The 15,431-nt window shown below is 31.3% G+C and carries 17 protein-coding genes and 2 pseudogenes; 7 read left to right on the top strand and 12 right to left on the bottom strand.

Annotation, left to right across the window (positions count from 1 at the left end; translation table 11 throughout):
- Positions 1-117: 117 nt before the first annotated feature.
- Both MHB74_RS15185 and MHB74_RS15190 read right to left on the bottom strand, forming a co-directional pair.
- Positions 118-285, bottom strand: coding sequence for a hypothetical protein (locus MHB74_RS15185; protein WP_158007640.1), 168 nt, complete (start codon positions 283-285; stop codon positions 118-120).
- A gap of 106 nt (positions 286-391) precedes the next feature.
- Positions 392-913, bottom strand: a complete 522-nt coding sequence (locus tag MHB74_RS15190) for a redoxin domain-containing protein (RefSeq protein WP_061678344.1) — start codon at positions 911-913, stop codon at positions 392-394.
- Between the two features lie 228 nt (positions 914-1,141).
- On the opposite strand from MHB74_RS15190, the gene MHB74_RS15195 reads away from it, so the two are divergent.
- Genes MHB74_RS15195 through MHB74_RS15210 form a run of 4 tightly spaced genes read left to right on the top strand, consistent with a single transcriptional unit; the run spans position 1,142 to position 4,182 of the window.
- Entirely contained in the window at positions 1,142-2,935 is a 1,794-nt protein-coding gene (locus MHB74_RS15195) for an ABC transporter ATP-binding protein (protein ID WP_061678343.1), read from the top strand.
- Positions 2,936-2,940: 5 nt separating this feature from the next.
- Positions 2,941-3,483 carry a MauE/DoxX family redox-associated membrane protein gene (locus MHB74_RS15200; protein ID WP_061678342.1) on the top strand — a complete coding sequence of 181 codons (543 nt, stop codon included), beginning with the start codon at positions 2,941-2,943 and terminating at the stop codon, positions 3,481-3,483.
- A 2-nt stretch (positions 3,484-3,485) separates the two neighbouring features.
- A complete protein-coding gene (locus MHB74_RS15205; RefSeq protein ID WP_158007638.1) occupies positions 3,486-3,626 on the top strand; it encodes a hypothetical protein in 141 nt (46 codons plus the stop codon).
- 10 nt (positions 3,627-3,636) lie between these two features.
- On the top strand, positions 3,637-4,182 hold the full coding sequence (locus tag MHB74_RS15210; RefSeq protein WP_061678341.1) for a hypothetical protein: 546 nt from the start codon (positions 3,637-3,639) through the stop codon (positions 4,180-4,182).
- 523 nt (positions 4,183-4,705) lie between these two features.
- Here the strand turns inward: MHB74_RS15210 and MHB74_RS15215 are convergent.
- The 3 genes and pseudogenes from MHB74_RS15215 to MHB74_RS15225 form a co-directional block, all read right to left on the bottom strand.
- The gene (locus MHB74_RS15215; RefSeq protein ID WP_061678340.1) at positions 4,706-5,548 is read right to left on the bottom strand and encodes a polysaccharide deacetylase family protein; all 843 of its coding nucleotides are present in this window, start codon (positions 5,546-5,548) and stop codon (positions 4,706-4,708) included.
- 167 nt (positions 5,549-5,715) lie between these two features.
- A pseudogene (locus MHB74_RS15220) lies at positions 5,716-7,499 on the bottom strand (sensor histidine kinase).
- Positions 7,496-7,885, bottom strand: a pseudogene (locus MHB74_RS15225) (winged helix-turn-helix domain-containing protein); the annotation flags it as partial. The pseudogenes MHB74_RS15220 and MHB74_RS15225, both read right to left, overlap by 4 nt.
- 271 nt (positions 7,886-8,156) lie before the next feature.
- Here MHB74_RS15225 and MHB74_RS15230 point away from each other — a divergent pair.
- Positions 8,157-8,432: a hypothetical protein gene (locus MHB74_RS15230; protein WP_061678339.1), complete on the top strand. Its 276-nt coding sequence runs from the start codon at positions 8,157-8,159 to the stop codon at positions 8,430-8,432.
- A gap of 67 nt (positions 8,433-8,499) precedes the next feature.
- Here the strand turns inward: MHB74_RS15230 and MHB74_RS15235 are convergent, their stop codons facing one another.
- The 5 genes from MHB74_RS15235 to MHB74_RS15255 form a co-directional block, all read right to left on the bottom strand.
- A complete protein-coding gene (locus MHB74_RS15235; protein WP_061678338.1) occupies positions 8,500-8,733 on the bottom strand; it encodes a YuzF family protein in 234 nt (77 codons plus the stop codon).
- Positions 8,734-8,971: 238 nt separating this feature from the next.
- Complete coding sequence (locus MHB74_RS15240; protein ID WP_000340034.1) at positions 8,972-9,205, bottom strand: hypothetical protein; 234 nt, start codon at positions 9,203-9,205, stop codon at positions 8,972-8,974.
- A gap of 295 nt (positions 9,206-9,500) precedes the next feature.
- Positions 9,501-9,647, bottom strand: coding sequence for a BC1881 family protein (locus MHB74_RS15245; RefSeq protein WP_000738548.1), 147 nt, complete (start codon positions 9,645-9,647; stop codon positions 9,501-9,503).
- A 545-nt stretch (positions 9,648-10,192) separates the two neighbouring features.
- Positions 10,193-10,654 (bottom strand): CarD family transcriptional regulator, encoded by a 462-nt coding sequence (locus MHB74_RS15250; protein ID WP_000486298.1) that lies wholly within the window; start codon positions 10,652-10,654, stop codon positions 10,193-10,195.
- A 216-nt stretch (positions 10,655-10,870) separates the two neighbouring features.
- Positions 10,871-11,779, bottom strand: a complete 909-nt coding sequence (locus MHB74_RS15255; protein WP_061678337.1) for an acyl-ACP desaturase — start codon at positions 11,777-11,779, stop codon at positions 10,871-10,873.
- A 544-nt stretch (positions 11,780-12,323) separates the two neighbouring features.
- Here MHB74_RS15255 and MHB74_RS15260 point away from each other — a divergent pair.
- On the top strand, positions 12,324-12,623 hold the full coding sequence (locus tag MHB74_RS15260) for a hypothetical protein (RefSeq protein ID WP_001191994.1): 300 nt from the start codon (positions 12,324-12,326) through the stop codon (positions 12,621-12,623).
- A gap of 251 nt (positions 12,624-12,874) precedes the next feature.
- Here the strand turns inward: MHB74_RS15260 and menA are convergent, their stop codons facing one another.
- On the bottom strand, positions 12,875-13,786 hold the full coding sequence (gene menA / locus MHB74_RS15265; RefSeq protein ID WP_061678336.1) for a 1,4-dihydroxy-2-naphthoate polyprenyltransferase: 912 nt from the start codon (positions 13,784-13,786) through the stop codon (positions 12,875-12,877).
- 366 nt (positions 13,787-14,152) lie between these two features.
- A complete protein-coding gene (locus MHB74_RS15270; protein WP_061678335.1) occupies positions 14,153-14,638 on the bottom strand; it encodes a GNAT family N-acetyltransferase in 486 nt (161 codons plus the stop codon).
- Positions 14,639-14,780: 142 nt separating this feature from the next.
- Here MHB74_RS15270 and MHB74_RS15275 point away from each other — a divergent pair, with 142 nt between their 5' ends.
- Positions 14,781-15,221, top strand: a complete 441-nt coding sequence (locus MHB74_RS15275; RefSeq protein WP_061678334.1) for a MarR family winged helix-turn-helix transcriptional regulator — start codon at positions 14,781-14,783, stop codon at positions 15,219-15,221.
- Positions 15,222-15,431 lie beyond the last annotated feature (210 nt).

The following is a 15,431-nucleotide window of genomic DNA, read 5'->3' on the forward strand; positions in this document are numbered from 1 at the left end:
TTCTCCCAATTTATTAGTTTTGTAAACTAGTGCAGTTGATATGACGATATTAGTATATAAAAATAAAAACAAAGAGATGTGTTTAACATCCCTTTGTTTTTCAATAAACTACTAATTTTAATGAACCATCTTAAATCGGCTTACCAACTGTACATGAACATCTAAAGACCACAGTAGACCCACAAGATGTTCCAGTCTTACAATCCCAAACATCATAAGTATGATTACCCATATAAGATGTACACTTAGAATTAGGATTGCAATAATATCTACCACTACAATCACATAATATAGCTCCTAATAAACCACTCATTTTAACACCCCCTCTTTAAAGAAAATACCAAATTTTCTTTAAATTGTAAATAATTTATTTTTTAAAAAATTCAAAAAATTATCCGTAGTAACCTCTTAAATCCGCAGTAAACCTTGGTAATCCAGCAATTTGTTGCTGCATATTCACCAAAAGAAATGTAGGAAACAACTGAATGTTATAATCTTTCATAAACTCTGGAGACCCTAAGAGCGTTAGAAAGGGTGATTCTTCAAAATGTTCTATATTTAAATTTTGGTTAATTGGATTATTGACGATTAATACATAATTGAATTCGTCTTTATACAAACTAGCTTCTTCACTAAATTCTTTAATATCTAGTGAACAGTACTGACAATGTACATCAACGATTAACAGAATAAGTGGCTTTTTTAATAGATCCTTTAAGGTAAATATTTTCCCCGAAATAGATTGGAGGCTAAAGTTTGGGGCTACTTCCCCTACTAGACCCGGTCCATTTTTTATTTGGGATCCTTGTTCCCTTTCTGATAGGTCTACTAAAGTTTGTAATAACTGCGCGCGCGTCCGATTCGTTACATATAACAAAATAATTACAAATGAAAATGGAAATACTAGTAACAACAAAATATCCCCCTTTTACTATAGTATCGTTTTAAATTAGCATTTATACTCGCATACTCTATCCTCCTTCCACCGTACATTTTAACATAATGTTATATTATGGGAAGTGTATTTTTAATAATTCTGAAAAATTAAACTATTACTCTTCCATATCTCATTTTAACATGATATTATACTGTTAATAAATTACATTTTCGAAATTAAATACAATATATTGAGGGATTTCTAATGATTAATACCTATTTAACAAGATCTATAAAATTAGTTGGATGTGTATGTAAATTAGAGTTGACACTGTATATCATTATACAAATAATTGAAAGTTTTACGCCGCTACTTTTGCTACTCACAACCCAAAGAATTTTAAACGGCTTACAAACACTTGTGAGTACAACCCATAATTCAACTAAAGAAGTCATGTTCTATTTAATCTTACAATTCATATTAACAATTTCCACGTCACTACTAGAAAAGGTAGAATTGTATTTATTTACCCGGATGCAACAAAATATTGAAATGGATGTTAAAGGAAGATTAACACAACAAGTAGTTAACATAAACTATGAGAACTTTGAAAATCACGAATTCTATAACTTAATTCAAAGATTCCAAGGCGACCTAGGATCTCAATTCCTTAATCCAATGATCCAACTTCTAGATATACTTAAAAATAGTATTATCCTAATCTCTGTCCAAATATTTTTGCTGCAGTTTCATTGGCTATTCACATTACTTACAATACTTTCAGCAATACCAATGTTATTAATGCAATTTAAATTTGGAGAACAAAAATACTTTTTAATGAAATTCCAAACTCCTAATGCAAGACTACAAAACTATATTTTTAATTTATTTACTAACCGCCAATCTAACAAAGAAATTAGATTAAACCAATCTCACAATTATTTATTTAAATTTTGGAGAACTAGTCTAAAAGAAAATAATAGAGCTATTCTTAAACAATTATCTTCACAACAAAAAAGAACGCTGCTATTAGATATTCTTACGGCATCAGTTTATGTTTATTTGGCTATCTATTTACTGTGGATGATAACAAAAAAAACTGTTAAAATCGGTGACTTTGTTACTGTAACAGAGGCCGTACAGCGTTCGCAGGGTTCAATAAACCAGATAACATTATTAATATCTTCTTTACGAGAACGCACCTTATTTTTAGAGGATGTTTTCACTATTTTAGATACACCTGCTGACATTGAAAGGAAGAATACTCTGTTCCCTGTTCCTCAAAAAATGGGAATACAATTTAAAAATGTATCCTTCACCTATGCAGGAGCAAATAAGAAAAGTTTAAGTAACATAAACTTAGACATCAGGCCGAATGAAAATATTATTATTGTTGGTTCAAACGGTTCCGGTAAGACAACATTAATAAAATGTTTAACAGGATTATATGAAATTAAGGAAGGAGCTATTTTAATTGATAATATCAACATAAAGGACATTAATAGGGAGAGTTTATATGAAAATATTTCTGTTGTTCATCAAGATTATGTACGTTACGAATTTAGTGTAAGTGATAATATACGTCTAGGAAATGTAAAGACTGCTGATACTGATTCTATTATGAAATCAGCAGATAAAGCTGGGGCACATGAATTTATTCAAAACTTACCCAATCAATACGATACAATATTGGGAAGAATGTTTGAAAATAGCCAAGATTTATCAGGTGGCCAGTGGCAAAGAGTAGCAATTGCACGAACAATGATTAGAAATGCACAAACCCTTATTCTAGACGAACCCTCATCTTCTTTAGACCCTATTACTGAGGCTAACCTTTTTAAGAAATTAATAGATATTTCCAAAGACAAGACTTCAATTTTTGTCTCGCACAGAATGTATGCTTGTCACATGGCTGACCGCATTATTGTAATGAAAGAAGGTGAAATAGTAGAAATTGGAACACACGAAGAACTGATAGATCAAAAAATGCATTATTACAAGCTCTATTCTCAACAAGCTAATATGTATGAAAAAAAGGAAAGTGTCTATGGAGTGTGAAAAATATGTCAGAAATATTAACTATTGTATATCTTTTTTATGGATATTTATTCCTATTTTCAAGTATAAACAAACTTAAAAACATGGAAGATCATTATAACACAGTTATTCTGTATAAGATTATACCTAAACAGTTTATACGCATTTTTATATGGCTAGAGACTCTATTCGAATTTTTTATAGGCGTTGGCTTCCTTCTTGGCTTTGCAACCTTCTATGTCATACCTGGTGCAATTCTATTATTAATCATTTATACAATTGCTATACTAATAAACCTTGTAAAAGGTAGAGTTGATTTTGATTGTGGATGTGGTGGTTTAGTAGGTGCACATAAATTATCTAAAAATTTAGTTTTCAGAAATATACTTTTGATATTTGTATTAATAGGAGGATTTACAGTCCAACCGTTCTCATTATTTGCAATGGCGTTTGATTATAAATTCTTCCTGATGAACAGTGTGTATATATTAGGAATTCTTGTGACTCTTACTAGCAAAGAAATGTTTGATTTAAAACAGAACATAAAACTATTGACTAAGGGGGAATAAATTTGGAATTAATTTGGGTTATTGCTTATTTTTTACTGTGGGTTATTATTGCTGTTCAAGGTTACTTCATTTATAGCTTTGTAAAGTCATTACGTATTTTTATGAGTAAGGTACAGCTAATTGAAGATAAGAGAAATACTTGAGGGGTGTACTATGAATACATACTGGTTAATTAACATTATTTTTCTATTCATATTAGTATTGGTTGAAAGTATAATTCTCTACAAATTATATAACACTTTAAAATTTTTTGTGACTAAGCTATATAAGATAGAAAGTATTAGTTTTAAACAAAAAATTCAAAAAGGATCTTCAGCTATTCCTTTTAGAATAAAAGACCAATTCAATCACGATATACAGATAAACGCAGCTATGAAAAAACCCATAACCATAATATTTATATCTGCTTCTTGTTCTACTTGTAAGCAATTAATAACTGCTATTAAATATACACCTGAATTACCCATTTATAAAAATTTATTATTTATCAGTCTAGGAAAAATAGAAGATAAATATATTGAAATACTCACCCAAAATAACATTTCATATGTCCATTCAGATAAAATTATAGCAGACTATAATATCCGGCAAGCTCCTAAAGCTATGATAGTTGATAAATACGGAGTAATTTTAGAGGCAAATAATATTAACAATTGGGATGAATTATTTAATATGAAACAACCTGATGCAGCTAGCTAATAATGAATTATTTTATGATCTTTATTTACTAGGCTCCCATATATTTATTAATTGAAAGTATAATTTTATACCAAGGGGTTAAAAAGGAGTTCATCACCTGTATATAGCAGGTAATGAACTCCTTTTATTATACCCCCCCTATTTTAATATGTATTTTAGGAAAACACTGTTCTCTAAAAAAGGTACACACTCTTATATAATTTAGACCTTGTTTCTTCTTTCATGTCACACTATTTCCCTCATTATATTTATAAGTCGCGTACCACCACATACCCATCGATTTAAGAATTCAGTTCCTTTTGTTTTTATCAGCTTACTAGGTGTGGCGCTATCCCTTTATAAATAGTTTGTGATACGAATGTCATTTGAAAATAAGGTCAATATATTCACCTTAAAGCACAAGCTTCATTCACGAAGCAAAATTTCATAAAAAAAGCCGATTTCTTTATCGTATAGGAAATCGACTTTTGGCTTAATTATTGATTTAGTAGTAAAAAAACTTTTTAAGATAATTATGTTTATACTATAGACGTTGATCTTTCTGGAAGTTTAAACGAAAATGATCCTCGTCATTATATACCCCAAATTCATATCCTTGCTCTTTATAAAATTTAATAATTTCAGGAAGTGCTTGTAATGTTTGCGCCTTTTCATGCATTAAAACAACTTCTACTTCTTCTGTTGTTTGTTTCTTTACATCTTCTATAATCTGAGCTGGATTATCTTTTAACTTCCAATCATTTGAGTCTATTGTCCAATCCCAAACTTTTATCCCTGCTTCTACAATTTGATTACGAATTTCCTCTCCCTTTAATCCTGGTGCAGATCCATATGGCGGACGGACTAGTTTAGGCGTTATACCTGTAATATTGTGGATAAGAGCTAACGTTTCTTTCATCTCTGGTACAAATTGTCCTTTTTTGTATAACTTCTGACTATTATGTGTCATACTATGTGCACCAATATAATGCCCTTCTTTTACTGCTCGTTTTACATTTTCCTGAAAACCTGTATTTTGTAAATTGCTACCTTGCATAAAAAATGTCGAGGCAACATTTTGCTCTTTTAGTACATCTAAAAATTTCCCAGTTAATTCGCTAGGACCGTCATCGAATGTTAAATACACAACTTTTCCTACCGGTTTTCCATCAGGTCTTTTCTGTTTTGCTGGTGGTGTTTCCTTTTTCTTTTCTTGTTGTTGCGTACTAACTTGATTACTACTTTCATTAGCTACTCCCTTCGCTGGAGTAGAGTTCCATTTCCCAATTAAGAAGAATGTGAAAAAGGTCGTTGCTAAAACAACTCCTAAAGATATGATTGCCTTCGTTACTACACTTGTTTTTTTCTTATTTTTCGATTCTTTCATGATTTTCCGATCCTTTCCCTATTAATTTTCATATTCATTATTTGTAAGGCTGAATTATTAGTTTCAACCGGTGTTTACAATAAATAGATTAATAGAGATGGATAAAGATAAAATGCAGATAATGTCGATTTCATTTAAAAATGATAAAAACGTGTAGAACAAAAATTCTACACGTTTTTATTTAAATAGAAATAAAATAATACTCCATCTTCTGTATTCGAAACACCATATTCCGCACCATGCAACTCTAATATATTCTTTGAAATAGCAAGGCCTAATCCTGTTCCACCTTTGGAGCGTTGACGAGACGTATCTCCACGATAAAAACGATCCCATATTTTTTCTAAATGTTCTAGTTCAATATGTGCACCTTTATTTTCTACACATACTTTTACACGTTCATTCTCTTCTATTGTAGAAATAATAATATTCTCCTGCTCTGGTGTATAGCGAATCGCATTCGTAATAAAATTCGTTATAACTTGTTCTATGCGATGTTGGTTTGCAACAACCTCAATTTTAGAAAGTTGTTTATGAACATGTAATTGCTTAGCTGTTATATCCGAGGTTAATTGCTCACATATATAATCAATCATCTCATCAATATGAAAGACATCTATTTCCATTTTATACGTACCAGATTCGAATTTTGCTAACTCCAGCATATCTATAATGAGCATATCCATTTTATCTACTTCTTTGGACATTGCTTTAAAGTAATACTCCTTTTTATTACTAGCAACATCATCTTCCAAAATTGAAATGCAGCTCTTCATAATACTTAAAGGTGTTTTTAACTCATGTGAAACACCCGCGATAAATTCTTTACGTGTATTTTCTAATTGCTTTTCTTTTTCTATATCTTGCTGCAATTGATGAATATACGAATGCAAAGCTGTAGAAAGCGTATTAATATTTTGTGATAAATCACCTATTTCATCGTTTGTAGTAATAGGTATCGTCTCAGAGAAATCTAAACCTGCAATTTTTTTGGTAGTGTTATTTATTTGTAATAATGGTTTGGCTATTTTTTTGAGTAATAGAACGATATCAACACAATTAAAATTAGTACAAAGATAATTAAATATACATAATAATCCTTTATCATTTGTACTGCTTCATTAACTGGTTGCAATGATGTCATAGCAAAAATATAGTTTATCTCACCATCTGTAGCTGTTGTTGGTTTGATTAATAGCTTATATTTAATATTATTTTCTTCGTAATCCATTATTTCTGTAGAAGTAGCATCATTAGATTTTTGATTCAATAATAAATCAACCTGAAATTGCTTTATTCTATCTATAAGCACACGATTTCCATATATAAAGTTCGTTCCTACAGCCCCCTCTGGTAATTCCACGTTCTGAATGCTTCCTGCTAAATATAATTGTGAACTTTCTTTTGAAGATACAGCTTTTGGCCCATACAATCTTTCTGACAGTTGCTTGTTCTCCAGCCCAACATTTTTCTCTTTTATCGTTAACATCGCAGGGACTGCTATATCCCCCTTCTGTACTCCATCGATAATAATATGGCTCCCTTGTTCTAAACTATATTTCATCCTTTCTATATCTTCTAAATTGATAAAACTATACAACGGTATGTGAATGGAACGTTCAGAAAATCTCTTATTTTCGCTAGGGTCTAATTGAATTTCTAAAGAGAAATCATTTGCATATTTTATATTACCTGCACGATCTAACGTTGTAATCCATGTCGCATTCTCTTGATAGAAATTTTGTTCCAATTCTTGAATTGCTTTCGCGTCATCCCCAGCTTTTACATATGCTTTTTCAAAGGATTGAATATTTGTTTTAATATCATTCACTTTTCGATTTGCGTAGTATTGCTTAAAAAATATAGTTTGTCCAATAAAAATAGTTACTAAAATAAGTGTGCATAATGCTGTTGTTAATATAAATAACTTTAATACAATTCCTTTTTTCATACTTGTCCCTCAAATTTATAACCAGCTCGTACAACAGTTACAATACAAGCTGCCTTTTGTCCTAATTTATGACGCAAATTACGAATATGCCTATTAACAGTGCGATCATCCCCAGCGAATTCATAACCCCAAATTTTATTAATTAGTTGTTCTCTCGAAATTACGATCCCTTGATTTTGCATGAGATACGATGCTATTTCAAATTCTGTATGCGTCAAATTTATATCTTCTCCATCTATAGTTATTGTACGAGAAGGGAAATGTACATGGATGCCACTACTCGTTAATGTGCCTGCAGTTGATACATTAACAGCGGAAGAATATCGGCTTTCTATTAACCGTTTTTCTCTTGCTAATAAAATAGGAGGACTATATGGTTTTGTAATTTTGTAATTGGAATGAATTTGAATCAAATAAAAAACCAAAAGAAATACTATGATATCGCGACTTAAACTAAATAATATGGTGTATATCAAAAATGAGTTTCCTGAATACTTTCGAAATGGAACAGTAAAAAAACAGTCTCAGTACATCAAAGTTGATTTAGAACACATTATGAATACCTTAAAACCTGGACAGGTGTGAATTTAGGATAATCAAATATTTTACATTTAAATATGATAGAATAGAAGTATATCCAAAACGGAGGAATAACAAATGAACTCAAACACAAAACAGTTTATTTATGATATCCAGCAACGAAAAAACAATTATATAGAAAATGCTTTAATAGCAATACAACACCCTAAAAAAGAGCAATCTGAACAGGTCATTCAAAATATAGTAGAGAAGATGGATATGATGAATAGTCTAGTTACTACGTACATGAGGGTTGAATCTGGATCTACGAAAGAATTAAAAGAACTTCAGAAAGAAATTATCCATGCTCAAGCATATATCCAAAAACGAAAATTTGAAGAAACACAGAGATAAAACCCTGTGTTTTTATTTGATGCTCTATGACGCTAATCTGTTATAAATCAAATTACATGTAATTTGATTATTGTTTTGGCATAATCCATACAATTTGTTGAATACATACAATATATGGCACCGTATCTTCAATGAGCAAATGATCGGGTTTCACATCCTTTAATTTACCTCTTATATTTCCTCTTACAGTTTCAATAACCACATGTTTACCAATTACTGATTGTAATGTCTGATATACATAGGGATTAGACACACTTACCATATTTTGTTTACTAAAGTCATTTCCCTCCAAATAACTCATTCTATAAGACTCCTTTCTAACTCGCATTCTTTCTCCTAATATATGATGTAAATCTTATAAATATGCTAGAAGGATAATTCATTATATGAACGAAAATAACATTTTAATAAGATACGGTTTCTATTGCTAAATTGCTAAAAAATTATTTATATAAAGTTACTTTTACTAGTTAATAGGTGATGATATAAGGATATTTTGAATGTACATCTAAGTTGTTCCTTTCAAGATATGTATCATTTTAAATACGCCCTTTATTAGAATAGTACTCATACTTTTTTTGAGATTCTTTCGTAATACGTGCGTTAAGTAAAATTGCTAGCAATAAAAACACTCCATATTTCCCCCCTGTAGCTCCTATGATAATCACACTACTACAAACAAGTACAATTAATAGGATAAACGAAACTAAATAAATACGATCATAATTCTTTGACATCTTCTCGTATTTTATGCGTTCTTTCCTTGCATCCATCTAAATTCCTCCTTTAAATAATCCATTTCACTCTCAAATAAATCTAGCCCTTAAAAAGGAAACAATCTATCGTTTTAAATAATTAGTTTGTTTTTTATCAACTAATTTATATAACGTAAAAAGAAATCCTACCAATATTAAGCTCTCCACCATGATAATCCCGACCCTCTCCTTCCTTTTAATCCCAACAAATCAGATAAAAGTTATGTATATCCCATATTAGCTGCAATAAGCAAAAAGGATCCCCCTTCTCTTAAAGGCCGATCCTTTTCTCCTTGTATGCAACTATTTTTACCTATTCTTGATTAATTAGAATAATAGCTGGTCCATCTACACGAATTCCACCAACTTCGATTTTTTCATAAGACTCAACTGTAATAGAGATGATCCCTTCTCGCTTCTTTAATTCATTACTTAATTCTTTTGTTAACATTTTTTTCATGTGTGTCTCCTTCTTACTGCTTAATTTACTATTGGTATGTAAATAAAATTTAAATTGGTTTCCTGGTCTGGAAACCAATTTTTTGTAGTTGACCATATGGTGTTACCAGTTCGTTTATCAATTTTACGTAAAGAAGATAAACAATTACTATTCACCGTCTCAGTAGATATAAGGACTCTTACAGATAGTGGTGAGATTGATTGTTTTTTCTTCTAGAAATAATGACTTAGATAGTATATTACCTAAAACAATGAAAGCCCTACCTCTCTTTCATCCTTACGGCTCCTTGTCCGTGCCAGTGTGAATCAGGATTGTAAAAATCAAGTGACTATTTAATCGAGTTATTTGATGAAACTTCAAACGTTTGTAAAAGAAATTTAAAAATAAAAATGGATTAGATTGAAGTAGTAACAAAAGAGGTATTTACTCTAAAAGTGAGTTGAAGAAATTGAATACCTTTGAAATACTTTACTTTTAATAATCAACATATACCCAGAAAATTCAGGATATTTCCGAGGGATGTCATACAGTATTTATAATAAATCTCAACAGAAACTTTTTATTTGTTTTTCAGTGATTCCTTTAATTAATTCTAGCTCGCTGACCAAAAATTTATATGCATCATCCAACAATTTTTTTTCGCTTGTATTCAGTGCTTTTTCCTTCTTTATACGGATTAAATCACGTATAACTTCAGCACCTTCTTGTATTTCACCCGTTTTTATTTTATCTGTGTTTACTTTATACCTTTGTTTCCAAGGCATTAATTCGCCTGATTCTCCATGCTGAAAAATGTGTATAATGCGCGTTAATGTAAGTATATCAATAACTGGGCGTATATTCGAACTCAATATTTTGCCTTTAGGAATCATGATTTGCATATTACTAATGGACATTTTTATGACATAATAAAGTTGCTTTTTCCCTGAGAACTCTTTTTCTTCTATGGCTTCAATTATACCTGCTCCGTGCATTGGATAAACAATGTTATCGCCAATTTGAAACATATAACCCACCTCCATATGTGGTAACCTTCTCAAGCTTAACACATATGTTATTTTTTATCAAATATTTAATAATATCATGAGTTTATTTTTGATGTCAATCACTTTTTTCTTCGGAAGTTAAATTAAGGAAAACAGCCGCAAAATAATAGAGAGCGTTCTAGATTTCAAATAAAAGAAAAGGGAATTCCCACGCGTATATTCTGAAATCTCTACTCATTAACGTAGATCAGTTTTTCCTTGAAAACGGCCAAATCGATCCCGTATTTTTTTCAATCTTACATGATACTCCAAAATCTCAATTCTTGCTTTTTCTGCTAGAGGGGCAATTGGTCGTAAGTCTTTTAACCCCCAATACTCAACCACTACATCAAGTACTTGATCAAAATATTGTAGTGGCCCATAGTTTGCTTCTTTTGCAATCACAGCCATTCTATTTTCAAAATCAGGCATGACGGCACCTGGCATTTTAAAATTCCTAATCACATTGGCAATATGGTAGCAATAATTTGGTTCCAATTCTAAATGTGTTCGAATAACGTCTCGATAAAACGCATAATGAAGTGTTTCATCTTTTGCAAGACGGCGTAATAATGTAGCAAGATCTGGATCATGCTTACTTGCCACCTTAGCTACATTATTGTAAAACACCATTGTTGCAAGTTCTTGTAGCGTCGTATACGTCATGGCTTCGATTGGTGTATGAAAATCAGGCTCAAATCCACACTCAACGACTGATTTTCTTAATTCATGTATACGTTTAGGGTTTACACTTCGAGTGAGTAGTAAATATGTCTCTAATAAATTCGAATGTTGATCCTCTTCTGAGGTCCAAGTATGAATAAAGTCTGTAATAACAGAAAGGGAGCCTTTAAAAGTCGCAGATAAATACGTTGTAAACCATGGTAAATTCACTTCTGTTAATAAAGCTGTTTCAATGGCCGTAATTACACCAGAAGGGAGAGTAACTTGACTTTCATCCCAAGGAACTCTTTTAAAGTCCATTCCCTTATCCCATGGTAAAAACTCATGATAACCCCAGTCTATCTTCTGCGCTCTTATTTTATGTTGTTCATACAGTTCTTTTAAACGTGGTTCTAATCGGAAATCTAAATCATTTGTTAGCATATAAGTGCCCCCTTTTCTTACCATAAATATTCAGCTTATTTTTATCCTTAAAAATTTTCTACAAATAAATATTACTTTCCTTTTTTTAAATCAAACATAACAAACTTGTAACAAAACTCTTTAAGAGCGCTATATTTTCATAGGATTTTTTTATCAAAAGAGGGACCGTTACATCTATTTTTTTATAAAATAGATATTGAGGCAAACAATATGTTAGTTAGTCAAAATAAAAACTAACCTCAGTAAATACAGAATAACATTCATCGATAAAGATACTCGTCATGTTGTAAATTTTGGTGAGTGTAAAAAGGTGCATGCCTATAAAGAATCGTTTTATAATAAAGATTGATAGTGTTTTATATACACTATCAACTTATTTAGACGTAAGATTATAATCCAATATATTAGATTAAGCGCTTGAAAAAAATATAGTTGATGAGATAGCCTTAAACGACAATTCCCAACAAGCTTAATGCACATTGGCTATGATGAGTTAGACCAAATTTTGTGAAACAGTATACAAAAAAGGGAAGAGGCGATAAACATGCAGTCAACAGAAGCGCATATGAAGGAAAAACAACGTAGAGAAAAAATAGAAATTATATTTAGTCACAGGGTAAAAGGGGAGAATTTTTTTCACGGTTCTTCCTATCAATGGAAAAACATTGTATATCAAAATTATAATAGGATACAACAAAAAGAGTTGGAAATTGAACAACTCATTTCGAAAATGGAAAAAGAAGGGATCCGTTTTACGCAGCACCGTTCACTCATACACTATCCCGTCATTGATTTTGTAAAATATATAGCTAAGATTTATAAGGAGCCCCTCGAAATAAAATAATCATATTTATAAAAGGTTTATTTCCGGGGATTTTTTCAACTTAAAACCAGGGGTACCGCCCCATTTCCATCAAGATAAAGATGTATATTCCATGCACTTCCGTTCTTGATGCTCACATGCTTGATATTTTTATTTGTTTTTAAAGTTTGCTTTTGATTAAAAGGGAAAATACACGCTATAAAAATAAAACCCCAATCTCTCCATATTAAAATCGAAAAATTGGGGTTTAGTCACGTAATAATATTTTTTATTTAAAACAAGTAACTGATTAACAATCCTGCCGATAATAAGAAGCCGAAAATCGTATTTGTCATCGCTGTTGATTTCATTGCGATGCGCATATATCCTGGATCCTTTGCTCCTTTTTGGAAACTTTGAATGGCAGAGATTGGCTTTCTCAAACCTAGGAACATAACTAATGCCCAAGGGCTTATATAACCCATCAATACAATCACAGCGATCCATACATAAGCAACGAAAAAGGCTACAGCTAGTGTTACGATTGCTTTTTCTCTCCCAAGGAGGATTACTAATGTCTTTCTTCCACCTTTAATATCTTCTTCGATATCTCGGATGTTATTTGACATGTTAATTGCACCTACTAAAATTCCAATTGGAATGGAAATCAATACACTTTCAATTGTTATCGTATTCGTTTGAATAAAGAAAGCGATAAGTACAAAACATGTCCCCATTAACAACCCAGAAACTAATTCTCCAAATGGAGTGTACGCAATTGGTAATGGACCACCTGTATATAAATACCCAACCGCCATCCCGATTAAACCGATAACGACTAACCACCAGCTGCTATTCATACAAATATAAACTCCAATAATTGCTGCTACTACATACAATAAAAGCGCAACTGTTAACACATTTTTCGGTTTCAATCCATGACGGACAATTCCACCACCGATACCAACAGAATCAGCGGTATCTAATCCACGTTTGAAATCATAGTACTCATTAAATAAGTTCGTTGCTATTTGCAATGCTAAACATGCAACCATCATCGCAATAAATAAAAGCCAATGAATGTCTGTAACATAAAGTGATGCTACTGTTCCTAAAATTACAGGAGAAAACGTCGCCGTTAATGTATGCGGGCGCGTCATCTTCCATATTAATTTAGCGGAACTAATTTCTTTTTCATTCCCCATAACTCTGTTCAATCTCCCAACATTTTAAATATAAATGACTAGCAGTATCTTTCTATCTATTTTCTGCTTCACATCTATTATATCAAAAAAAGAATTGGCGATAGAACTTTCATGCTCTTGCCTGCACCATAACTTTGCATCAAAATATCGTTTTTTCTAATAATAGGTACAGCCGCATGCTCATCAAGCTAACAAAGTAAATTACTAGATATGAAACGATCCTTGTTTCGCATCTAATAATTTATAGATAAGTAGGCATACTAAAGAAGCCTATTAAAACGTGATTTGTTCGCTTGAAACAGTAACGGAAAGTAATCTTTAATTATAAAAATCGTTTTGTATTCGCTCAACTCCTCCTCTTTCTTTTCAAATAGAGGCGTTTAAAGATTTTATATACCATGCATCCATAGTAGAGTGTTCAGAACCTGGTAGGGGTTCATTTAAAAGTATAAATTCAAATTTTTCATATAATAGACATGCAGTTTTTAATTCATGCATTGTTTCTAAATAGCACTTTTCATAATGTGTAGAGGCAAATGACAAAGCTGTTTCCATTAGTTTCTTGGAAAGCCCTAAACCTTGTGCTTTTGGACTTAAGTATAGCTTTTGTAATTCGCAAACTTTATCATGTTCGTTAAACGGTGCTATACCAATTCCACCAACAACTTCTCCTTCCATTTCCACTACCCAATAGTTCGCATGTTTTAGATTATTATAATATTGGTGTAGGTCATTAAGTTGAGGATCAAAATAAGCTGTTCCAGGAAGCGCTAATCCAAGTGATTTTAATGAATCTTGTATAATTTCTTTTACTCTTGCATTGTCTTCTTTTTTCATTTCTCGAATCATCATATACGATCTCCTTCAATTAAATTTTATTAAAGATTACGACAGATTTTTGAAAATGGCCCCTCTAAATGTTGACTAAGTCCACATTTTAAAGGTACAGTTATATTAATATTAAACGTGGACTTAGTCAACTAAAGGAGACTCTATGGATAAAAAAATTATTTATGACATCAGACAATTCAACCGATTCTATACAAAGGTACTTGGTTTATTTAATAATCAAATTCTAGATACAGATTATTCATTAACCGAAACACGAATACTATTTGAAATAAGCGAAAGAACAGAGTGTATTGCGAATACTCTTGTGCAAGAACTTAATATTGACAGAAGCTATATGAGTAGAATTTTACGTAGATTTGAGAAGGAAGAATTAATAGAGAAACGAAGCTCACTAAAAGACAACAGAAAAAACTTGCTCTTTTTGACAAAAAAAGGAGAGGAACTACTAGATATAATTCATATTCAGTCAGATGAACAAATAAATCAATTGTTTAACGGACTAAGTGATAATGAGATTAATGAGATTCGTGTTTCCATGATGATAATAAAAGAAAAATTAAATAAAAACATTAAACAAAAGTAAAAAAATGAATTGGGGTAGCGTCACATATCCATCAACTTAACAGAACAGGTTACCCCTAAAACGGTAAAAGTGAACTTTGGTGCTATTTTTGTTTAGTGGAACTTTAAAATATTAGCCTGATGGTGATGAGGTATAGCCGATATACATGAATATTAGGCTTACAACCTTTTGAACTTATAACTAGGTTTTATTATGTCTATTTACAAGGAA

Source organism: Bacillus sp. FSL K6-0069, from assembly GCF_038007785.1.
Taxonomy (GTDB): Bacteria; Bacillota; Bacilli; order Bacillales; family Bacillaceae_G; genus Bacillus_A; species Bacillus_A mobilis.